Here is a 21533-nt window from a genome sequence, read left to right as displayed (position 1 = left end):
ATGATACTGCCTTTTTTTTATACTAAGTTAAGTCGGTATTACGCCGCTTTATCTAGCGCTTGATTTTGCTGGCTTGATAGTAAGTAAATTTGCTGTTTATTTGGCTTTGCGGCTCTAACCTGCCAAAGTGCACCAAATAGTATCAGTAACAAGATACCTGCTAAGCTGTAATAAATAACATTATCTGGTTCAATGGTTTGCACCGTTTGCTTTTCCAGTTTTTGTCCTTCAACTTGTTGTTCAGCATTTTCTGTTTGGCTTTGCTCAGCAAGTTGCTGGTTATTGATTTCTTGCTGTGCTTTTGCGCTTGCTGCCATGGCTTCCATGGTTTGTGCCGCCAGTGGTGCTAAGCCATAACCTTGAGCAAGTTCGTTAACATGCGCTTTTACTGCATCGTTTAAAATGACTAAATCATTGTTATTAACGACAGCAATATATTGCTCAACAAGCTGCTTTAAACGTTCAGGGTCTGCTTGCCAGTAGTCTTTACGTTCTGCTTCCAGCATTCTCTCCATCATACGAGCAAAGGCGTCGGGATTAATTTCTTTAAACCATTCATCAAGTTCTAAAGCGAGTTTGTCGTTAACGTAAATATCCATATACTCGTCCCATTGATCGTTCCTGATCAAGTTAGGATCGACCACCTGCCAACCGAAAAAGTTATCCATTTTTGACGCTAATGACACGGCACCAGAATAGCCTTCTTTTTGTAACTCTTTTATCCAACGAGGGTGAAACATGCGAGTACGCAATTCTTTGGCGAGGAATAATCCGGCATCTTCTGCTTTGGCATTTTTAGCATCACGTAAATTTGCCACTACCATGTCAGGGCTTTTACCATCAATATTGCGTACTGCTAAGCTTAACGCACCGAAGTATTCAAATGGGTCGTCAGTACTTAGCATGCCAAAGAGATTTGAAGAGCGAGCAAACATGGCAATGTCGGTGCCTGATAATTGCTTGGCATATAACTGAATATCTTTGCCATCAGTATTTTCGCCTTTTTCGCCCCAACGGCTATTGTCAGCACCGAAGAAATAACCCATTTTTCCTAAGTAGTTATCAGATATTTTCTTGTCAGTTTCCCAGGTATCACTTGCCCAAGCCGCATCATCAACGCCGGTACCGTAATCACCTGATTGATTTGAAAAAATACGTATGGTTGATAAGTATTCGGCTTCTTTTTCTTCGACGCCTTCCGCTAATAAATTAGCTTTTACTTTCTGACTATTTTGCCAAATCGAGTTGTTGTCTTCTTTTAAAGCGGCCACTTGATTAACGGCTTTTGCTAACATTTGCATGACATTAGGAAAAGCATCACGGTACAAACCTGTCGCCGATAACACCACGTCGATACGTGGGCGTTTTAATTCACTATAAGGAATAACTTCAGTGCCAATAACGCGACCGCTTTTACTCCACTTAGGTTTTACACCCATGGCATATAGTACTTGCGATTCAAGTACGCCGTAGTGACGCATCGTTTCAATTGACCATAAAGAAAAGGCCATTTTATCAGGGTAGGCTTGATGCTTTTGGTAGTAGTTCGCAATCATTTCTTCCACCAGTTCTTTACCTTGTTCGTAAGCGGCTTGGGTAGGAACGCGTGAAGGATTAAAGCCAAATAAGTTATAGCCAGTGGCTAATGATTCAGGGTGGCGTATTGGGTCACCACCTGATTTAACCGGGATATATTTAGCGCTAAGAAAGTCCACCATAGCATCGAGTTCATGGATATTTGCCATGCTGTTATATAGTGCTTTACCGCGTTCAATATCTGCTTGTAGCTCAGTTGAAAGTTCGCTAAGCGCAACCGGACGCTGGGCATTTTGATCAGCAGCATCAATGATATAATTTTTAACGGTTAAATAACCTGATAAGCGTGTTATGTCATTTTCTTGTGCAGTGTCAGGGCTGGCAATGCTTTTCGTCTCAGCGCTTTTGCTAGCGATTTCTCTAGGGCCTTTTTCAGGACTCTTCTCATGGTAGGTATGGCTATGAGCGGCGCTTTCGTCTTCATCGTCGTCGTGATGTTCACCGACTAAGCTTTTAGCATAGTTGTCATGTTCAAACTCACTGGCACGTTGAGTAAAGTCGTTACCTAACATTTGTACTAAAGTTGAGATAGTCAGTGGCTGCTCAGGAATGTAGCCATAGGTATGTAAACCTAAAGGCTGGTTCGCTGTTGCCAATGCTTCTAAATGCATGTGCAAGGCATCAATAAATTTATCAAACTCTTGGTCAATGCGTTCTTGCTGCCAGCCTAAATCTTTACAAATATTGGTATCGAAGCATAACTTGGTAAGTTGCGCAGCAGTTTTTTGTTTTACGCCACCTTGATCAAGCTGTTTATATTGGTGCATCAATTCATGTAAATTGCGGATTTCACCTTCTAAACCTGCAGCAGCGAAAGGTGGTGTCATATGTGAAATAACGGTTGCTCGGCCACGACGTTTGGTTTGCATGGCTTCACCAACATCATCAACAATAAATGGGTAAACCACAGGGGTATCCCAGACCGCTAAATTGCCTTGGTCATAAATGGATAATCCACGTTCTTTCCCGCCTAGGTATTCTTGTGAGCCGTGGGTGCCTAAATGCACAATCGCGTCTGACTGCCAGTATTCGCGGGCATAATAATAAGCGGCAAGATAGAAATGGTTAATCGGCACAAGGCCTTGATGATAAATCATGTTCTCGTCATTCTTATTATCTGAACGCGGAGGCTGGCGCATAATTAACATATTGCCATTACGAATGCGCGGCAAAATGAAATAGTGTTTACCATCTTTCTCTACCGCCATAAAGTTATCTTGTGGCTTACCCCAGTGATCGTTTATTTTTTGGGTTAATTCAGCGGGTAGGGCATTGAACCAGGTTAGGTACTGATCAATGGGCATTAGTTCAGCTAAATCATTGTCTAATAATTCCGTTAACTGATAATCACGATAGAAAGGGTTGAGGATTTTTTTCGCGTTAGCAACAAAATACTCGGCATCACGCTCAGCAGTTTGATAGCCTTCATTGGTTAAGCGCTGACTAATGGCTTCAATACTTTCAGGAATATTCATAAAAGACGCACCCACGTCTTTGTCGCCCCAAACAAATACCGTCACTTTTTTATCTTGATTAGCTTTATATTTTAAGTTCACCACGTTGATGGCTTTATTGACTAAATGCTCAAGTTGATAGTCAATAATTTCAACATTTTGATCAGTCATATTCATAGCCGCGACTATCATAGGATCGACTACGCCGGCGTTTTCAGGCAGTACTAAGGTGAATGACATCATATTGGCACTAACGCCTTGCATGTCTTTTTCCCATGCGGCTTTATCACCAGAATAGTAAGTCATAGCATGCATCACAGGCACTGCGAATTTTTCAAATTCGACTTTACGTTTGTTTGCCCAATGAATATTGCGAAAGCTGATGATTAAATCAACATCGGTTTTCATGGCTAAGTTTTGATCACTTATGGCTTGGCTGTCTGCAGCTTGTTCAGTGCTTGGGATTTGCAATAGTTGGCTATAGTCGCCACTAACTGGGCTTAATTCAAAGAAGAAGGGCACAACATAAGCACCTTTGGCCTCTAATTGCGCAATGGTGGCATCAATTAACTGGGTTTGCTCAGACTCAATTAATGCTCGTTGTAACAGTACCGCTATTTTAGCTTGTTGTGGTTTGGCTGGGCGCAGTTTTTTGTATTCCACTAAATCGTTAATGATCAAGTTAGGTAGTGACGGGTGGTAAATGCCTTGTTGTGGAAAAATAATTGGTGCGGGAACCTTAGCTGTTGTTGATGTACTTGGCTTGTCTGAGACAATATTGGCTGAAATAAAACTAAGCATATTGTCGAGGTTACGACGTCCGGCATTCATCCAATAGTCTTGTAAGGTACTAGCATTCTCACTAGTTAAGCCTTTATTGAGGTTTTGGTTTTGTAAGTAACTAAAGGCAACAACACTGGTGTTTACTTTGGCAATTTCACTTGCATAGTTATCAAAGGCCGCGCTGGCTTCTCGTACTGATACCGCATCAAGAATGACTAAATCATATTGGTTGAAAAGTGCCGTTAGAGCGCCAGCTTTGTTGGCTGTTGTCAGTAAAGATTTTGCTGACTTTTGCGCAATCTGCCAAGTTTGATTACTTTTCTCTTCAGCCACCTTTTTTAACAAGGTAATTTTGGCGGTATTGGTGTGAGCGGTGCTAACGAACAGCACACTTTGGCTGTTTTCATCGACTATTTGTTCTTTATTACTATTTTTGTTTTCAGCAAACACGTTACCGACTAAGGTAAACAGGCCAAATAATAATATGGAAATTTTCATTAAAGAGTTGTTCATTGGATATTATCGCTATTCTTTTACGTAAATCATGCTGCCGTCTGCCATTTCATAGGCAGTGCCCGCTTTTTTGCCGGTACCCGAACCGGTTTTGCCATCACTTTTAAAGCTTTCGATGGTATTGCCCTTTTTCACGATAATTTCCATATTATCTTTACCTTCATTTTTGATGACGGTGACATCTTCAGCGAGAAATGGGTTTAACGGGTTTTGCGCAATGGCAATGAGTAATGCAGCAACCAGTACCAAAAACACATCAACTAAATTGACCACGGATAATGCTGGGTTAATGCCTTCGTCTTCATCAAGCAGCCTCATAATCTTTCTCCAAGGCTTGTATTGGCAAAGCTGATTCTGCCGCTGTGCTATTTTCAGCTGTTTGCTGGTTGTCAACGGGTTGATGGTTAAGTAGCGGCATAATGGCGACAAGTTCCTCTACCATCCAACGCTTTTTAACTGAGGCTATCCAAAAGGTAATTGAAGCGATGATCAAACCAAATATCACGGCTGAGAAGGCAACAATAAGATTTTCACTAATACCTTGTATATTGCCGTCAGCTAAACTCTTTAATGCTGGTCCCATTGGGATCATAGTGGCAATTAAGCCTAGCATTGGCGCAAGACGACTGACATTTCGCACACCTTCTAGCTCTTTTAATGCCGCAACATCAAGTTGGTCTTGGCTAATATTAGGTACTTCATTGGCAAGCGTTGCCATAGGGTAGCCATTTAATTTCAATGCTTGATTACTGCCTAGTTTGCTATTGAGTAATTGTAAGAATGATTTGTAATGACGGCGGCGCTGCATGCTTTGGCTAAAAAATTGGCCAGTGGCAAACAGTGAATAAACAAAAAGTAGTGCAATGAGACAAAGTACCGGTGCCATAAAAAAGTCAGACAGTTGGTACATGGTTTGTTCGATCTGGGCGATCATAATGTTTTCCTAATATGTTATTAGTATTAAAGAAAAATCAAGCCCAAAGCACGGGAGAGGTGATGCCTTGAGCCTGATATTTTAGTTAAGGTATTTATGCACCTTCGCCAGCAAGTTCATTAACTTCATCAGCTCTAAAGCTGATGTTTCCTGAAACACCGTCTGCGTCGTAATAACTAGTGATTTGCACTTTATGGGTTTTTGTTGGTGTTTTGATTAGGTAAACATCAAACTGTGACCATAATAAGTGACCACCATTTAAACCATATTGATACCAAGGTGTCGCATCAAAAGCTTTTACTGAATAGCTATTGGCTTGGAAGCCATAATAAGCAACGGCTGTTGGGTCGATAGCGTCATAGCTATTGTCAAAATCATGCATAGCTTGAGCATCGTCGGCAATGTTAATGGTGAAATCAGCACCAGTTTTATCTGCCGCGCATGGCAAGTTAACATCCCATTCGTCAGCCATAGTAACTTCTTGATTGCTATCAAAATCTACATAAACGTGTGTTACGTCACCCGAGCAAGTTAATGCTGCGTCAATAGTAAGCTCTTGCTCTGCAGCAAATGCGGCATCGCTGCTGCTTTGATATGCCGTTTGCAAGGTAATTTGGCCGATACCTCTGCCAGCTGTGGTGATACTTGTTGCTCTAAATTTAGTAAAAGCATCGTCAGAGTTAGCAATAAAGTATTTGCTGTCGGCAGCAGTAACGACATGAGTAGTAGAGTTATAGTCGTAAAACCCTTCAATAATGTTTGAAGTGATATCACCAACAAACTTAGTTTCATCGCTTGGAATATCACTGGTTTTTATGGCTAAATAATCAGTCAGCTCAGTTTCAGCGGTTGCAGCGATAAAGCTAGCGGCAATTGCTTTGCCATCGGCATCAAAAAAATCACTGTTATTACCCGTAGCATAAGCGGTTATTGCATTGTCGCTATGCTGGTTTAAGTAAATACCGCTACGTTTAAAGGCAATATCCCACACGGTATCTGTTTCTGCTTGTTCTTCGGTTAATTCAACAACCGCGCTGCCATCTAAGTCGTAATAAACGAATACTGGTTCACTAACGCTACCTGTGCTGTGAGGACCAATTATGGTGCCCTGTGTTGGTGCTGTCGGTGTTGGTTCTGGTGTCGGCTCAGGTGTTGTGTCATTGCTCGAGCTGCTGCCACCGCCACATGCGGTTAATAATACGCATAGTGCTAAGCTGGTTAATTTAAATGGCGTTGATAAATTATTGTTCATGTTTTTCTCCGAGATTCTCTTAAAATTGGTAGCTAATACCGGCACTAATGGTGCGGCTGCTAACAGGTCTTGCATCAAATAAATTTTGGCTATTTGCCGATGAGCTTTTGTGTTCATCAAAAATATTATCGACACCTATTCGCCACGATAATTGGTTAGTTATCGCTTGATTAAGTACCGCATTAAAGGTGGTGTATTCATTATTTTCTACACCTTGATAACTATCAGGTACAGCTTCACCTGCTTGATAAACGGCATAGGCAATAAGTTCGATGTCATAAGCATCAATGTCGTAATTAATATTGAATTTCACTTGATGGCGTGGACGCGAAAATAAGCGTTCCTTATCCTGATCTTCACTGGTTAAGTAGCTATAATTTAACTGCATTTGCCATTGGCTAAAGGTAAGTTCGGTACTAACATCAAAGCCGTGAATTTTTGCTTGGCTAATATTTTGATACTGGTAGATAGATAAGCCAGTTTCTTCTGACTGCTGTGGGTCGATTACCGAGTCAATTAAATCGTCTGTTTCTGAATAGTGAACACTAATATCGCTGCTAAAATCGATACTGTTGTCAGCAAAACTGGTGTTAATGGTTAAGCTTGAATTAAAAGAATCGGCGGTTTCTGGCTTAAGGTTTTCATTACCTAATACCATGTAACCTAGTGCGCTATGATCAAATACATAGAAGCGCTCTTTTAGGTTTGGCACTCGGTAACTTTGTCCTAGACCGGCTCGCCATTGCAGCGTTACATCAGTTAAGTTAATATTTTTCATGGTGCTTAAACGCACCGCATTATGCCAACCAAAATCTGAGTCATATTGGCTGCGCATACCCGCTAATATTTGATAGTCTTTTTTTATCCAATTGCCTTGCGCGAATACTTCGGCGCTCTCACGACCTTTATTGTTAATCTCAATAACACCATCGGCTGGCTTGTCCTGATCTAGCTTGTCAGCATGGATAACCCCGCCAGTGACTAATTCAATGTTATCTAGTTGAAAAACCGTTTGACCATTAATTTCAGACATTAGGATATGAGTGTCACGCAAGCTATTTGATTGACCACTAGTTTCTTGATGATCAATATATCTGAAGTTAATTTGCCAAGGTTCTTTTTTGGCTTTAGTGCCTTTTAAACCAAGGTCTAGTTGATGTTTAGTTAAGTCAGTTTGATAATAAATAATTTCACTCTGACCTGGTATTGCAGAACTATCTCGTAATTTCTTTTCATCTAACCATTGATATTTAATATCAGTGGCGATGCTACCCTGGTCTTTGCTAGTACCTAAGGTAATAAACTTTTTGTCAACACTGGCAGCATCTTGACTGACGGTGTTGCTGTTGTAATCAAAGCCTTGATCGTCAATCACTAAAGCATTTAGCTGCGTTTGCCAACCATTAATGTTTTCATTTGCGTAAACTTTAATGGTGTGATTAAGGTCGCCATCTTCAATAGTATTGCCCTGATATTGGCTAAGATCATAGTCAAACTTTAATGCCGACTCATCGCTTTTACGGGTAATAATGTTGATAACACCACCCATAGCGGAACTACCATACATAACAGAAGCGGCACCGCGAATGACTTCAATTTGTTCAATATTATCGGCTGGAATTTGGTCTAAATCGGCAGAAGAGCCTGTAGGACTAATGATAGGTTGACCATCAATTAACACCAAAACATGATCGCCATCGAATCCTTGCATTTGTATGTTGTAGCCGTCTTTAACACTACGCTTTACCACAACACCAGGTATGTAGTTTAGCGCTTGCGCCAAAGTGCCCTGGCTTACTTTAGCAACAATATCACCGTCTATAACATCCACTAAAACAGGTGAGTTAGTTAATAGTTTTGCTGTACGGGTTCCAGTGACAACAATACGTTCTTCTTGATCTGAGTTTGGTGATGTTTGCGCTATTGACGTAATAGGCAAAGCAAAAACCAAGGCCGATAGGCTAGCTTTTATATACATTATTTGGTTACAACACTAATAGAAATCTAAATGCGAATGATTATCGATTGCGATCGTAGTGGTTAGGTAAAAAAATAGCAAGTAAATTTATTAAGGAAAGTGTATTAAATTCAAATGCTGTCTATTGATATTGGGGGTTGGTAATCAAAATTTCGACAATGAGATTAATGGATTTTAAAAATAATTTATTAATCTTCAAATGGTTAAGATTATTTTTCCAGTAAGGTGCTAGCATTTACTTAGTTATTTTTACGCCAATAAATTTTATTAAAACTATTTTGTAGTAGAAATAAATTGCAAGTTTAATTTAATTATCTACAATGTAGTTCATTGTTGAGGAGGCTGATAATGACAGAAAAAGAAAAGTTTCTTGGTGAATTTGAGCAAATGGCAATGTTGGCGCTTGTGCGCTTAAATGATCAAGCTTATGGGGCTAAAATTAGACAATTATTGGATAACGAAATTAATCGTAATGTCGCTATTGGTGCCATTTATTCAACTTTAGAACGATTAGAAAAAAAGGGTATGGTTAGCAGTAAGCTTGGAGAAGCAACGGCTGAACGAGGTGGGCGAGCTAAACGGTTCTTTAAAGTGACACCACAAGGGCAAATTGCACTTAAACGTGCTCGGACAGCAATGGATGCGCTATGGCAAGACGTAGCATTAAAAAATAGCAATATGGCAACGCCATTTACCCTAATTGGAGGGCGGTAAAAAATGAACAATAATAGCGAGAAATTTATTGCTTCTAGCCCAGTAACTCCGCCGACTTTCGCGATGATGCTATTAGCTTGGATACTCCCCAGTAAAGTACTTGATATGATCCTTGGCGACTTACTGGAAGAATTTAGTGAGCGAGCTAAAGATAATACAAAAGCAGCGAATCGCTGGTTTTGGCAGCAAGCGATGCAGACTAGCTTGATATATTTCAATAAAACTTTTAACTCAGCAAGTTTTATTCGCAAGTTAAATATTGTTTTACCTTTAGTGCTATTTTTAATGGTGTTGGCCTTAATTGCTTGGTTATCTTACGCTGATAACTTATCCGAGTATGCCCCTGGCTTTTGGCAAACCTTGTTAACAGGACAGGCGCATATGGCATTTTTTGATGGTGCCTTTTGGTCGAACCTAAGTGATTATATTGCGCAAATTGACGAGGTTTGGTTTCTCATTGATAGTCCTTCGTTAATTATTGCCATTTTTAGTATTTCACTGCTGGTTTACCTCGACAGAAAATCTCCTTTTAGCCCCCGTAAAATGGCTTGCTGGGGCTATGCTTTAGTTGTTCTTCCTTATATTTGGGCACTTGTTCATATTAACAGCAACCATTTTATCGCCACACAAATCGGCCCTATTATGGCAATCGGCTTGCTCACATTTTTGTATATGATTCTACCGGTAAGCTACTTAGTGCATAACAAGTTAAAGCAAGCGCAACAAGATGCTGCAAGTACCGATGTAACCTCAGAACAAAATGATAAATAGAGCAAATAAAGGAAAGCTATGCTGAATTTAGATATGAAAAAACAGGTTAAGGGAATTGTGCTGAGCCGACTTTTGTTTGCTCGATTAATTGCTGTGTTTTGCTTGGGAGTTGTTATCAGCGCATGCTCACCGAGCCAAGTACAAAGCTCAAACGCGACTAAAACTTATCGTTACTCACAAACAACGATAACGGCGGCGGCAATTTCTGATGATGGTCAATTTTCTTTAATTGCCGAGCCTGAGCAGGTTTGCCTTTGGGAAAATCAGCAACATCAAAAACTAGCACCATGCATTACTGCTTCTGGCGCTGAAAATATTGCATTGCTTGGCATATCATCTAGTAAGGAATATTTTTATACCTCCAACCAAATGAGTGTTCGATTATATCGTTTAGTTGAAAATGGCAAAATACAACAGGTAAACGAATGGTATGCCGACAATAATATTATTAACGATATTGCCATTTCTAGTGATGGCAGCATTTTATTGTTAGGTTATAGAAGTGGCCAAGCGAGTATTATTAATACTCAAACAGGCAGGATAAATGTTTTCCAACCACATAGGTTAGATATTAATGCTGTTGCTCTAGCTAGTGATGGTAGCTTAGCTTTTACCGGCTCAAGTGATAAAACTGCGGTGCTTTGGCGTACTGAGAGTGGCGACAAGCTTAGAACATTCGAACATAGAACTCGTGTTAATCATCTAGATATTGATGAAAACGGCGATTTAGGCTTCACCATTGATTCGATAAATGATCGGGCTTTTTGGTCATTTGCTCGTAAGGAGGCTGCTGAGATAAGTGAGTTGCAAACTAATCTTAAGTTTCTTGAAATAAACCATTCGGCATTTTCATCTGATCAGCAATACTTTTTAACGGGATCGCCTAAACAAAAAATTATGCTGTGGCGAGTTAATGATGGTGAGTTAATGGCGGAATGGTTAGCAGAAAAAATTGGCCGAGCATCGGTTTTACAGGTTGCATTTCTTACATCTGAGCGAATTGCGATATTGACCAGTGATGGCTACTATCAAGAATTTCCGATCAAGTTAATACATTAATGAAACGTTTTATTCTGCACTGTAAGCTATTAGGGGGAAAGAGGAAAAGAAGAACTAAGCAGATGATTTTTATGTGATTTTTTAATTAGCTGTATGCACTCCTAAGCAGCGAAGGGACAATGAGTGTAAAGTTGCGTAAAGTGCCGAACTTAGTTCACTGAGCTTGACTCTATATTGCTATTCATAAGTAAACATAAATCATAAATCATAAATATGGAGTCAGCAATGAAACATGATAATGACCTAAGCACGACCAACTCTATAGGAAACCAAGTATATATTGTTAGCCTAGTATTATTACTAATAACAATGGCATTAGTGGCATAAGCATCATAGAGTTATGTTAAGTAAGAGCCAAAAATTACTAGTTTTTAGCTGCCACTATAAATATGTTTTTTTACTACTTTACTTTGTGTAAAAGCGGCATTTTTTGGGATCTCAACATTGCCATTAAGTAAGTAAATTACTTTGTCACCTTTTTCTGCAAGCTCCAAAGCGTGTTGAAAGTTAATTAAAATACTTGAAGCAATATCTTGAGGATATTTATTGGCGTCTCGGCGAATGTACTCAATAAGGTCGATATTCACTTCTTGATCGTAAAATACCGCGTCGGCAAACTGCATTTCACGGTGTGCCTTTAAAGTTAAATTATCTGGATTACCATCTAAACTATGAATAAATACTATTTCACCACTGGCTTGTACAGTTTGTTCTTTTAAACTGGCAATAAGTTGTTGCTCTGCCATTGTTGTTTGGCCATCTAAAATAGCTTGTCCGATATTGCCACGTAAGGTACGTTCCCAAAATGTTCGTCGGTCACGCATACTTTTTACTCGTGCTTTAACATGGTCGCGAAACTTAAATGAGAAGTCAGCGAGTTTTCCATAGCCATTAGGTAAGGTTTTTTCTATTTGCTCACGTAGCATGCGTAATAAAATGGGTGCACTTCCTGAGCTCGACATTGAAATAATCATCGGGCTGCGGTCAATAATTGCCGGGGTGATATAACTGCAGAGTTCAGGTTGGTCGACGACATTAGTCAGCAATTTTAATGCACTGCTTTCTTCAGCTACGGCACTATTGACTTCGCTGCAATCGGTTGCGGCAATAACAATATTGATATTGTTGAGATGACCTGGTTGATAGTTATGTTTAAGCCACTTAAGCTGGTGTTGATTGACCAAACGTTCAACACTGCTATTGAGAGTTTCCGACATAATTGAAATGTTCGTGGTCGATTTTAATAACAAGTCTATTTTACGGGCAGCCACTTCGCCACCACCGACAATCATCGCATTAATATGTTTGGCATCTAGATAGATAGGAAAATATTTCATTGTTATTGTTCTCTAACGTTTAGTCATGCAAACAGCTTGAGTGAAAGTTATATCGCCGAAGCTGTATTTGTTATATGGATAATAGTGTTTTACTGATGGCTAAGCCATTACTATCACCATAAATATATTGACCTGGATTAAAAGTAAGGCCTGCAAACGTTAAAGCAGTGTTTGTTTCCCCTTGGCCTAATTTTTCAGTCTTAATCGGACAACAACCGAGTGCTTTAACCCCTAACGGTAATGTTGCAATGGTGCCGGCATCACGAATACAGCCATTAATAATGATCGCCTGCCAACCATTTTTAACTGCTTGCTCGGCAAGCATGTCGCCGAGTAGGGCACGAGTTGTACTGGCTTTACCGTCAACGACCATCACTTTGCCTACGCCATTTTGTCCGACCAGCTCTTTAACTTTTGAATTGTCATTGAAGCAGCTAACCGTAACCATTTCCCCATAGAATATTTTTTTTCCGCCATAATCATTAAAAATGCTAGTGGCTAGCTCAAGCTGTTGTGGGTGTTGGTCAAATAAGTCGGGTAATAAATCTAGCATATCTATCCTTGGTAGTGTTTTATTGTGTTAGTTTTACAATACCAAAACATGCTTTGTGTTATTGCTATTTAATAAAAATAGTGAATATAAACTCCCGCTATTTTACGTACCGAATTTTACAGCTGCCATTTTTCCAAAATGCGTTGATAGCTGCCGTCGGCTTTTATTTCATCTAACGATTTTGATAACGCGTCGACGATGTTTTTATCTGTAGTTAAGCTTGCGGCAATATAGAGTTCACTGGCAAAGTTTGGTACTTGATAATTAAGTTGCAGTTTGTCCGGATCTAGCCCTATGGCTTCAATTTCATAGCGCCAAAGCACACTATTGGTAAACGCGGCATCAATGCGGCCACTATATAATAGTTCCCATAGCACATTATATTTACTACTAACGAATAAGTTGTCGTTTAAAGTAAAGTTGTTCTCTAGTAAAAAGCTCTCTGCCAGATCGCCACGAATAGTACCTACACTATAGTTTTTCGCTTTCGTTAAACTATCAATTTTTATATCAGATCGGGACTTTAGTGTTGCTAGGTAAGATTTGAGTGTATAAAGCTTACCAATCCATTGAAATTTATCTTCTCTTTTCTTATCTCTAAATAATGAAAATATTAGGGTGTTTTTTTCATTTAACGCGAGTTGGTAACTGCGAGCCCAAGGGTAGATTTTAATATCAGCAACTAGCTGCGCTTTTTTCAGCATAGCACTGACAATTTCAACCATAGCGCCCTTGGGATGCTTTTCGGCATCTAGCATTTGCAGCGGAGGGACTTCTTCACTGACGATTTGAAATTGCTGTGAGAAAACACTTGTTGAAAAACAGCTTAAGATAAATAAGGTTATTTTTAGCATTTTTTAAAACCTCATTGGAATATGTGAAGTAAAGTATTTCAGCATAACTATTATTAGATATTGCAGGAGTCTCTAGCACAGATTTTATTTTAGTATATGGTCAATTGGGTAGGTTGTCGCGCTTTTGAATGATAAACTAGGCAAAAATTTCTAACGAGAAAAAACATGCCTTGGATCCAACTTAGGTTAAGTGCAGATGAAGAAACTGCTGAAAAATATAGTGATTGGTTAAGTGCTTGTGGTGCACAAGCGGTAACCTTTATTGATGCCAAAGACACGCCCATTTATGAGCCTTTACCGGGTGATGAAGTTATTTACTGGAACAATACTGTGGTGATGGGCTTATATGATGCTAGCCATGATATGGATAAAGTGCTGAATTATTTAAGAAGTATTCATCCAGATAAAGAAAATATGTCATACAAGCTTGAACAGCTTGAGGATAAAGATTGGGAACGTGAATGGATGGATAACTTTCATCCGATGAAATTTGGCCAACGTTTATGGATTTGTCCAAGTTGGCGAGATGTACCTGAGCCTGATGCCGTAAATGTGATGTTAGACCCAGGCTTAGCATTTGGTACTGGCACACACCCAACTACAGCTCTGTGTTTAACTTGGCTTGATGGTTTAGACCTCACCGGTAAAACTGTGGTTGATTTTGGTTGCGGTTCGGGCATTTTATCTCTTGCCGCTTTAAAGTTAGGCGCCAAGAAAGTCATTGGTATCGATATTGACCCACAAGCTTTGCAAGCAAGTTTAGAGAATGCCAAACGTAATAACTGTCAAGATCGCTTGGAATTATTTCTCCCGAAAGATCAACCTGAGTTTAAAGCGGATATTGTTGTCGCTAACATTTTGGCGGGTCCACTGCGTGAACTTGCGCCTGTGATTATAGAGTATGTTGCACAAGACGGCTTGCTTGCTTTATCGGGTGTATTAGAAGAACAGGCTCAACAATTGCAAGAAATTTACGGTCAATTTTGTCAAATGGATCCGGTGGCTGTGAAAGATGAGTGGGTACGCTTGTCAGGTATTCGAAACTAAAAGTGATATATGTCTTAAAAAACGAACAGTTTTTGTTATCAAATTGTACAAAAACTGTTCTCATCAACATTTTATAAAATGTCAATATAAAAAACGTGAAAAAAAGCGCGTTTTGTTCAATTTATATCCTTTTCAATCTGAAAAAAAACACGTAAACTTAGCGCCCTTTTGACTAGTAGCTCAAAAAAGCAGCAGCGTGAAGATAGGTCCATACACACTAGCAAGCAATACTATGCTTGCACCCATGGCGGGAATTACTGATCAACCATTTCGGCAATTGTGCTGTCAAATGGGGGCAGGTTTGGCAGTATCAGAAATGATGTCTTCAAATCCGAAAGTGTGGAATACCGGAAAATCTCAACGCCGTATGCTGCATAGTGAAGAAGCTGGTATTCGTTCGGTGCAAATTGCCGGTTCGGATCCAGATGAGCTTGCTTTTGCTGCTCGGTTTAATGCTGAGCAAGGAGCCCAAATTATTGATATCAATATGGGCTGCCCGGCGAAAAAGGTAAATAAGAAGTTAGCAGGTTCAGCATTACTGAAAGAACCCGCATTAGTAGAACAGATTGTAAAGTCTGTTGTTGATGCGGTTGATATTCCAGTGACGTTGAAAATTCGAACTGGCTGGTGTGAAAACACTCGCAATGGCATTGAAATTGCTCACATTGCTGAGCATAACGGCATTCAGTCACTTGCTGTTCACGGTAGAACACGCAATGACTTTTATAAAGGTAATGCCGAGTACGATACCATTCGAGCAATTAAGCATGCGGTGAGTATTCCTATTGTTGCTAATGGTGATATTACTTGTGCTGAAAAAGCGGAACAAGTACTAAATTACACTGGGGCTGACGCTATTATGGTTGGTCGTGGTGCCCAAGGGAAACCTTGGATTTTTCGAGAAATTAACCATTTTTTGAAAACTGGTAGACATTTGTCTGCACCTTCAACGGATGAAGTACGTTCAATTTTAATTGAGCATGTAAAGGAATTGCACAAATTTTACGGTGACTTTATGGGTGTACGTTTTGCCCGTAAACATGTTTCTTGGTACATGCAAACGCATGAACAAGGAAAATCGTTTCGTTCTATTTTTAATGCGCTTGAGTCTGTTTCAGAACAGCTTGATGCATTAACTATGTATTTTGATAATTTAACTTTAGAAAGAGTCTGAACTTTATGTTTGAACAAAATATTTCCTCTCCATTTATTACTGGTGATCTACAAACTCAGACAAAGGCCTCGCCTTTACGCACACAAGCAAAAGTAGCCATTAAAAACTACTTGTCTCAGTTAAACGGTAATGACGTTGACGATATGTACGACCTTGTGCTTTCAGAAATTGAAGCGCCAATGCTTGAAGAAGTCATGCAATACACTCGTGGCAATCAAACCCGCGCTGCAAACTTGCTAGGCATCAACCGTGGTACTTTACGTAAGAAGTTAAAAAAATACGGTATGAACTAAGAATTACGACAGGTTTTCCTGTCAGATAAAAGCACCCTCGGGTGCTTTTTTGTTATTAGGACTGTAAAAGTTATCCAAATAGTCAACTTTCAGTTCAGATAGAAATATCGCGTATCGAAGATAATGGAAGCGATAATGAGCTAAGCTCACTGCCACGGACATGTGTCATAGGCCAGACAATCATTTTAATTATAGGTAATTAGAAAAACCATGGATACACCACGCCCAATCAAACGTGCACTGTTAAGTGTTTCAGATAAAACTGGTATTGTAGAATTTGCTCAACGTTTAGCTCAGAAGAATGTCGAAATTTTATCAACCGGCGGTACTGCAAAGCTACTTGCTGAAAATGGCATTAAAGTTATTGAAGCATCACAGTACACAGGTCACCCTGAAATTATGGACGGTCGTGTAAAAACACTTCACCCTAAAATTCATGGCGGTATTTTAGCGCGTCGTGGTGTCGATGAAGCCGTAATGGAAGAAAATAATATTAGCGCGATTGATATGGTGGTTGTCAACCTATACCCATTTGCTAATACTGTTGCCAAAGAAGGCTGTAGCTTAGAAGATGCTGTAGAAAACATCGATATTGGTGGTCCAACTATGGTACGCGCAGCAGCCAAGAATCATAAAGACGTTACTATTGTTGTTAATGCTAAAGATTATGGTCGTGTTTTGGCTGAAATGGATGCTAATAGCGACTCACTAACATTTAATACTCGTTTTGATCTTGCGATTGCTGCTTATGAGCATACGGCAAGCTACGACGGTATGATCGCTAACTACTTTGGAAAAATGTTATCTGCACATGGCAGTGAAGCAAGCGAAGTGAACTTCGAAGAGAAAAATAAATTCCCGCGCACTTTTAATAGCCAGTTTATTAAAACACAAGACTTACGCTACGGTGAAAATTCACACCAAGACGCGGCTTTTTATGTTGAAGCGAATCCTGAAGAAGCGTCTGTTTCAACAGCTAAGCAAATTCAAGGGAAAGCACTATCTTATAATAATATTGCTGATACCGATGCCGCTTTAGAATGTGTTAAAGAATTTGATGAAGCCGCATGTGTGATTGTAAAACATGCCAACCCTTGTGGTGTTGCTATTGGTGACAGTATTTTATCGGCTTATGAACAAGCTTTTAAAACTGACCCAACATCAGCCTTTGGTGGCATTATTGCCTTTAACCGTGAATTGGATGCCGATACGGCTGAAGCGATAGTTTCTCGTCAATTTGTTGAAGTGATTATTGCACCTAGTATTTCTGATGCGGCAGCGCAAATTGTTGCTGCTAAACCTAATGTGCGTTTACTTGAGTGTGGCCAGTGGTCAACGCAAACAACAGGTTTAGACTACAAACGTGTTAACGGTGGGTTATTAGTACAAGATCGTGACCAAGGTAAAGTTGTAGCAAGCGATTTAAAAGTTGTTACTAAGCGTCAACCTACAGAAGAAGAAATGCGTGATTTACAATTTTGCTGGAAAGTAGCGAAATATGTGAAATCAAACGCGATTGTTTATGTTAAAAATAGCATGACCATAGGTGTTGGTGCTGGCCAAATGAGCCGTGTATATTCAGCTAAAGTTGCTGGCATTAAAGCAGCCGATGAGAGCTTAGAAGTTGCAGGTTCTGTGATGGCATCTGATGCCTTCTTTCCATTCCGTGATGGTTTAGACGCTGCCGCTGAAGCCGGTATAACTGCTGTTATTCAACCGGGTGGTTCAATGCGTGATAATGAAGTTATTGCGGCGGCTGACGAGCACAATATTGCCATGGTATTTACTGGCATGCGTCATTTCCGTCACTAATTAACGGTGATGGTTAAAAGTGCCCAACTATACTGGGCACTTTGATTTATCCCATAAGTGCAGCGACTCGGTATTCTTCGTCGTGTAACATTTAGAAATGTTTAGATAAGTTCAAGCGCTAATTTTTGTCGATAAGATAAATCTATCAACGCTGAACATCTTGAGAAAATCTGCTATAACTAGCGTTTAAAAAAATAACTAGTTAATGGAAGATAACAATGCATACAACAGCTCAAACACTCAAAAAAGTTTTTACCGCTTCTATCATCTCTGCAACATTATTATGTTCAGGTATAGCAACTGCGCATCAGCATGGGCAACTTGAACAAGCCATTGCCGGTGATCATAGATCTGATAAAAATAAAGCGCGTGATCAATTTCGTCATCCAAAAGAAACCTTAGAATTTTTTGGTTTTGAGCCGTCGATGACAGTTGTTGAAATTACCCCAGGTGGCGGTTGGTATACTGAAATTTTGGCACCTGCTGTAAAAGGCAAAGGTAAGTTATATGGTGCTCACTATCCAGATACTAACGAAGATAACTATTACAGTAAATCACGAAAGCAATTAGTAAAAAAAATGGCAAGCAATGAGGTTTTCAGTGAAGTTGAATTGACTAACTTTGTACCACGTCAAGCCAGTGAGCTTGCCCCTGCTGGAAGTGCTGATTTAGTGCTAACTTTTCGTAACTTGCATAACTGGCGTGATGCTGGCGTAGAGCAAGCGTTTAAAGACGCATATAAAGCGTTGAAAAAGGGTGGTGTGCTAGGTGTTGTTGAGCATCGCTTACCTGAAGGTGTTGATGCGAAAAAAGCCATGGGGTATGTTTCGCAAAGTAAAACTATCGAGCAAGCAAAAGCTGCGGGTTTCACGTTAGCAGCAACGAGTGAAATAAATGCTAATTCGAAAGATACGGCTGTTCATCCTAAAGGTGTTTGGACGTTACCGCCAGTGTTACGTTTAGGTGAGCAAGATAAAGCAAAATATATGGCGATTGGCGAAAGCGATCGCATGACCTTAAAGTTTGTAAAATAAACTAACTGAGCTGCTATATAGCATTTCTATATAGCAGCGTGTGTAAATTAGGAAATTAAGTTAATGAATGTTTTGGTAATTGGTAGTGGTGGTCGAGAGCATGCGTTAGCATGGAAAGCAGCACAATCAGAGACAGTAACAAAAGTCTTTGTTGCCCCAGGCAATGCAGGCACAGCAACAGAAGCAAAGCTGGAAAATGTCGCTATTTCAGTAGGTGATATTTCCGCTTTAGTAGATTTTGCGAAAAGCAATGACGTGGCATTAACGATTGTCGGCCCAGAGCAACCACTAGTAGATGGTGTTGTTGATGCTTTTCAAGCAGAGGGCTTGATGATTTTTGGACCAAGTGCAAAAGCGGCGCAATTGGAAGGCTCAAAATCTTTTACCAAAGACTTCTTAGCACGTAACAATATTCCAACAGGTGCATATCAAAACTTTACTGAAATTGAACCAGCAATTGCGTATGTACGTGAAATGGGTGCTCCAATTGTTGTTAAAGCCGATGGCTTAGCGGCAGGCAAAGGCGTTATTGTTGCAATGACCTTAGCCGAAGCAGAAGACGCTATTAAAGATATGTTAGCAGGTAATGCGTTTGGTGATGCTGGCCATCGCGTTGTTATTGAAGAGTTCCTAGAAGGTGAAGAAGCAAGTTTTATTGTCATGGTTGATGGTAAAAATGTTTTAGCGTTTGCCACCAGCCAAGATCACAAACGTGCATACAATGGTGATCAAGGACCAAATACTGGCGGCATGGGAGCTTATTCTCCAGCACCTGTAGTTACAGCTGAAATTCATCAACGAGCAATGAATGAAGTTATTCTGCCTACTGTTGAAGGCATGGCTAAAGAAGGGGCGCCTTATACTGGTTTCTTATACGCCGGTTTAATGATTGACGCTGATGGTACGCCAAAAGTGATTGAATACAATTGCCGTTTTGGTGACCCTGAAACTCAGCCTATTATGATGCGCTTGAATTCAGATCTGGTTGAATTATGTTTAATGGCATGTCGCGGTGAATTAGATCAAGCGACCATTGATTTTGATCCGCGCCCAGCTGTTGGTGTAGTGCTAGCGGCTGCAGGCTACCCGGCTAGTTATCCAAAAGGTGATGTTATTTCAGGGCTTGAAAAAAATAAAGCGGATGATCGCAAAACCTTTCATGCAGGTACTGCGGAAAAAGATGGTGCTGTTGTTACTGCTGGCGGTCGAGTGTTGTGTGCAACGGCGATGGGTGACAATGTTACTCAAGCCCAACAAGCCGCTTATGAATTACTGGCAGAAATTTCGTGGCCAGGTGTTGAGTACAGAACTGATATTGCCTATCGCGCCATTGAACGTGAACAAAGCTGATTAAAGTTTACTGATATTTATTAAGTGAATCATTAAAGTAAAAAGCCCAACATAATTGTTGGGCTTTTTATTATCTGCCTTTTGAAGTGGTTGTTTAGTTATCTAGCTTGGCTAAAGTTTCTTTCTTCGCACCACCAGCAATAGCTGCTGCTATTGCCGAATCTCTATCAACGCCTGAGTCTATAGCAGCATTGACTATCCCATTGTTATAACTATCATCGCTTTGCGTAACTGCTGTAGCAACGACACTATCTGCTTCAGAAGGAAATAGGGCTAATATGTCTTTTACTATATTAGTTGCTTGCTCTGGAATTGCAGTTAATGCGGCGGTAAGAATATTTAACATTTTCGACGGGTAGCTTGCAGCAGTATTATTAACAATATTACTCATATCGTAAGGTTCAGTGCGTATTGCAACTCTGACTATATCCTCAAGTTGGCTCGGGCTGTACTGTACCGCGGTATTAACAATTTCTTGGGCGTAAGCCGGCTCAGCCTTGATAGCAATTTTTACTAACTCACTACTTGGTGCAACATCGGCTTTAATCGCATGTTCAATAACGTCACATGCTAATACTGGCTCTGCAGATAATGCACCTAACATGATTTGTCGATATTTTTCTGGGTACCGATCTAAGGCGACGGCCATAACGATATCAACTTTTTCAGGATAGCGTGAAAGGATTGAATGAACGCTACTTTGTATACTTCTATGCTTTTTAACTTGTTGGTTTAATATTTTGGCAATTAAACGTTCCTGTTTATACTCGGCAACATCCTTTGCCATGGCTGCATTACTAATGCCAGCAAGCATTAACAAGATGATAAGTCTTTTCATTTGTTATGCTCTCTGCGTAAATTAACTTCATTTACATTTTATTATTCTTATGTGCAAATCAATATAGAGTATAAATACAATATTATCTCCTGTGTTTTTATACATAAGAATTTTAACCGATGGAAAATATAGCGGCTAATTTAAAGCTCATAGCCTTATTATTAGTCCGTTAATTAGACTAATAGTT

18 protein-coding genes are annotated in these 21533 nt (G+C 39.9%); 9 read left to right on the top strand and 9 right to left on the bottom strand.

Annotation, left to right across the window (positions count from 1 at the left end; all coding sequences use genetic code 11):
- Positions 1–38: 38 nt before the first annotated feature.
- From AC27JP_RS15210 to AC27JP_RS15190, 5 genes are all read right to left on the bottom strand, one after another.
- Positions 39–4331, bottom strand: coding sequence for a cobaltochelatase subunit CobN (locus AC27JP_RS15210; protein ID WP_487116583.1), 4293 nt, complete (start codon positions 4329–4331; stop codon positions 39–41).
- 27 nt (positions 4332–4358) lie between these two features.
- Positions 4359–4664: a DUF2149 domain-containing protein gene (locus AC27JP_RS15205; RefSeq protein ID WP_085300332.1), complete on the bottom strand. Its 306-nt coding sequence runs from the start codon at positions 4662–4664 to the stop codon at positions 4359–4361.
- Positions 4651–5280: a MotA/TolQ/ExbB proton channel family protein gene (locus AC27JP_RS15200; protein WP_487116581.1), complete on the bottom strand. Its 630-nt coding sequence runs from the start codon at positions 5278–5280 to the stop codon at positions 4651–4653. Before AC27JP_RS15200 ends, AC27JP_RS15205 begins: the two co-directional genes overlap by 14 nt.
- A gap of 94 nt (positions 5281–5374) precedes the next feature.
- Positions 5375–6532: an HmuY family protein gene (locus tag AC27JP_RS15195; protein WP_487116579.1), complete on the bottom strand. Its 1158-nt coding sequence runs from the start codon at positions 6530–6532 to the stop codon at positions 5375–5377.
- 19 nt (positions 6533–6551) lie between these two features.
- Complete coding sequence (locus tag AC27JP_RS15190) at positions 6552–8510, bottom strand: TonB-dependent receptor plug domain-containing protein (RefSeq protein WP_487116577.1); 1959 nt, start codon at positions 8508–8510, stop codon at positions 6552–6554.
- A gap of 348 nt (positions 8511–8858) precedes the next feature.
- Here AC27JP_RS15190 and AC27JP_RS15185 point away from each other — a divergent pair, with 348 nt between their 5' ends.
- From AC27JP_RS15185 to AC27JP_RS15175, 3 genes are read left to right on the top strand one after another with little or no spacing between them, the layout of a single operon-like run.
- Positions 8859–9224 carry a PadR family transcriptional regulator gene (locus AC27JP_RS15185; RefSeq protein WP_487116575.1) on the top strand — a complete coding sequence of 122 codons (366 nt, stop codon included), beginning with the start codon at positions 8859–8861 and terminating at the stop codon, positions 9222–9224.
- 3 nt (positions 9225–9227) lie between these two features.
- Positions 9228–9995 carry a hypothetical protein gene (locus tag AC27JP_RS15180; RefSeq protein ID WP_487116573.1) on the top strand — a complete coding sequence of 256 codons (768 nt, stop codon included), beginning with the start codon at positions 9228–9230 and terminating at the stop codon, positions 9993–9995.
- 18 nt (positions 9996–10013) lie between these two features.
- A complete protein-coding gene (locus AC27JP_RS15175) occupies positions 10014–11054 on the top strand; it encodes a WD40 repeat domain-containing protein (RefSeq protein WP_487116571.1) in 1041 nt (346 codons plus the stop codon).
- A gap of 371 nt (positions 11055–11425) precedes the next feature.
- Here AC27JP_RS15175 and AC27JP_RS15170 read toward each other — a convergent pair whose 3' ends face one another.
- The 3 genes from AC27JP_RS15170 to AC27JP_RS15160 all read right to left on the bottom strand — a co-directional run bounded on the left by AC27JP_RS15170 (position 11426) and on the right by AC27JP_RS15160 (position 13798).
- Positions 11426–12391, bottom strand: coding sequence for a precorrin-2 dehydrogenase/sirohydrochlorin ferrochelatase family protein (locus AC27JP_RS15170; RefSeq protein ID WP_487116569.1), 966 nt, complete (start codon positions 12389–12391; stop codon positions 11426–11428).
- A gap of 70 nt (positions 12392–12461) precedes the next feature.
- Positions 12462–12944: a putative 4-hydroxy-4-methyl-2-oxoglutarate aldolase gene (locus tag AC27JP_RS15165; RefSeq protein WP_487116567.1), complete on the bottom strand. Its 483-nt coding sequence runs from the start codon at positions 12942–12944 to the stop codon at positions 12462–12464.
- Positions 12945–13060: 116 nt separating this feature from the next.
- Positions 13061–13798, bottom strand: a complete 738-nt coding sequence (locus tag AC27JP_RS15160; RefSeq protein ID WP_487116565.1) for a substrate-binding periplasmic protein — start codon at positions 13796–13798, stop codon at positions 13061–13063.
- Positions 13799–13963: 165 nt separating this feature from the next.
- Between AC27JP_RS15160 and prmA the strand changes: the two genes are divergently transcribed.
- The 6 genes from prmA (at position 13964) to purD (ending at position 20508) form a co-directional block, all read left to right on the top strand.
- Positions 13964–14845: a 50S ribosomal protein L11 methyltransferase gene (prmA, locus tag AC27JP_RS15155; RefSeq protein WP_487116563.1), complete on the top strand. Its 882-nt coding sequence runs from the start codon at positions 13964–13966 to the stop codon at positions 14843–14845.
- Between the two features lie 196 nt (positions 14846–15041).
- Positions 15042–16019 carry a tRNA dihydrouridine synthase DusB gene (dusB, locus tag AC27JP_RS15150; RefSeq protein WP_487116561.1) on the top strand — a complete coding sequence of 326 codons (978 nt, stop codon included), beginning with the start codon at positions 15042–15044 and terminating at the stop codon, positions 16017–16019.
- Positions 16020–16024: 5 nt separating this feature from the next.
- Positions 16025–16312 carry a DNA-binding transcriptional regulator Fis gene (gene fis, locus AC27JP_RS15145; protein WP_044832893.1) on the top strand — a complete coding sequence of 96 codons (288 nt, stop codon included), beginning with the start codon at positions 16025–16027 and terminating at the stop codon, positions 16310–16312.
- A gap of 210 nt (positions 16313–16522) precedes the next feature.
- Positions 16523–18124 (top strand): bifunctional phosphoribosylaminoimidazolecarboxamide formyltransferase/IMP cyclohydrolase, encoded by a 1602-nt coding sequence (purH, locus tag AC27JP_RS15140; protein ID WP_487116559.1) that lies wholly within the window; start codon positions 16523–16525, stop codon positions 18122–18124.
- 218 nt (positions 18125–18342) lie between these two features.
- On the top strand, positions 18343–19158 hold the full coding sequence (locus AC27JP_RS15135; RefSeq protein ID WP_487116557.1) for a class I SAM-dependent methyltransferase: 816 nt from the start codon (positions 18343–18345) through the stop codon (positions 19156–19158).
- Between the two features lie 63 nt (positions 19159–19221).
- Positions 19222–20508, top strand: a complete 1287-nt coding sequence (purD, locus tag AC27JP_RS15130; RefSeq protein ID WP_487116555.1) for a phosphoribosylamine--glycine ligase — start codon at positions 19222–19224, stop codon at positions 20506–20508.
- A 94-nt stretch (positions 20509–20602) separates the two neighbouring features.
- Here the strand turns inward: purD and AC27JP_RS15125 are convergent, their stop codons facing one another.
- The gene (locus AC27JP_RS15125) at positions 20603–21346 is read right to left on the bottom strand and encodes a hypothetical protein (protein ID WP_487116553.1); all 744 of its coding nucleotides are present in this window, start codon (positions 21344–21346) and stop codon (positions 20603–20605) included.
- Between the last annotated feature and the right edge of the window lie 187 nt (positions 21347–21533).

The organism is Colwellia sp. SU-HH01172 (genome assembly GCF_057553355.1).
Note: the sequence above shows the minus strand (reverse complement) of the source record. Positions and strands in the feature narration are given on the sequence as shown.

What these genes read in the sequence shown, in the direction of transcription:
- AC27JP_RS15200 (WP_487116581.1), bottom strand. Translation starts at nt 5,280, where the DNA reads ATGATCGCCCAGATCGAACAAACCATGTACCAACTGTCTGACTTTTTT.
- AC27JP_RS15125 (WP_487116553.1), bottom strand. Translation starts at nt 21,346, where the DNA reads ATGAAAAGACTTATCATCTTGTTAATGCTTGCTGGCATTAGTAATGCA.
- purH (WP_487116559.1), top strand. Translation starts at nt 16,523, where the DNA reads ATGGATACACCACGCCCAATCAAACGTGCACTGTTAAGTGTTTCAGAT.
- AC27JP_RS15195 (WP_487116579.1), bottom strand. Translation starts at nt 6,532, where the DNA reads ATGAACAATAATTTATCAACGCCATTTAAATTAACCAGCTTAGCACTA.
- AC27JP_RS15190 (WP_487116577.1), bottom strand. Translation starts at nt 8,510, where the DNA reads ATGTATATAAAAGCTAGCCTATCGGCCTTGGTTTTTGCTTTGCCTATT.
- prmA (WP_487116563.1), top strand. Translation starts at nt 13,964, where the DNA reads ATGCCTTGGATCCAACTTAGGTTAAGTGCAGATGAAGAAACTGCTGAA.
- AC27JP_RS15165 (WP_487116567.1), bottom strand. Translation starts at nt 12,944, where the DNA reads ATGCTAGATTTATTACCCGACTTATTTGACCAACACCCACAACAGCTT.
- AC27JP_RS15135 (WP_487116557.1), top strand. Translation starts at nt 18,343, where the DNA reads ATGCATACAACAGCTCAAACACTCAAAAAAGTTTTTACCGCTTCTATC.
- AC27JP_RS15205 (WP_085300332.1), bottom strand. Translation starts at nt 4,664, where the DNA reads ATGAGGCTGCTTGATGAAGACGAAGGCATTAACCCAGCATTATCCGTG.
- AC27JP_RS15185 (WP_487116575.1), top strand. Translation starts at nt 8,859, where the DNA reads ATGACAGAAAAAGAAAAGTTTCTTGGTGAATTTGAGCAAATGGCAATG.
- fis (WP_044832893.1), top strand. Translation starts at nt 16,025, where the DNA reads ATGTTTGAACAAAATATTTCCTCTCCATTTATTACTGGTGATCTACAA.
- AC27JP_RS15170 (WP_487116569.1), bottom strand. Translation starts at nt 12,391, where the DNA reads ATGAAATATTTTCCTATCTATCTAGATGCCAAACATATTAATGCGATG.
- AC27JP_RS15210 (WP_487116583.1), bottom strand. Translation starts at nt 4,331, where the DNA reads ATGAAAATTTCCATATTATTATTTGGCCTGTTTACCTTAGTCGGTAAC.
- AC27JP_RS15175 (WP_487116571.1), top strand. Translation starts at nt 10,014, where the DNA reads ATGCTGAATTTAGATATGAAAAAACAGGTTAAGGGAATTGTGCTGAGC.
- purD (WP_487116555.1), top strand. Translation starts at nt 19,222, where the DNA reads ATGAATGTTTTGGTAATTGGTAGTGGTGGTCGAGAGCATGCGTTAGCA.
- AC27JP_RS15160 (WP_487116565.1), bottom strand. Translation starts at nt 13,798, where the DNA reads ATGCTAAAAATAACCTTATTTATCTTAAGCTGTTTTTCAACAAGTGTT.
- AC27JP_RS15180 (WP_487116573.1), top strand. Translation starts at nt 9,228, where the DNA reads ATGAACAATAATAGCGAGAAATTTATTGCTTCTAGCCCAGTAACTCCG.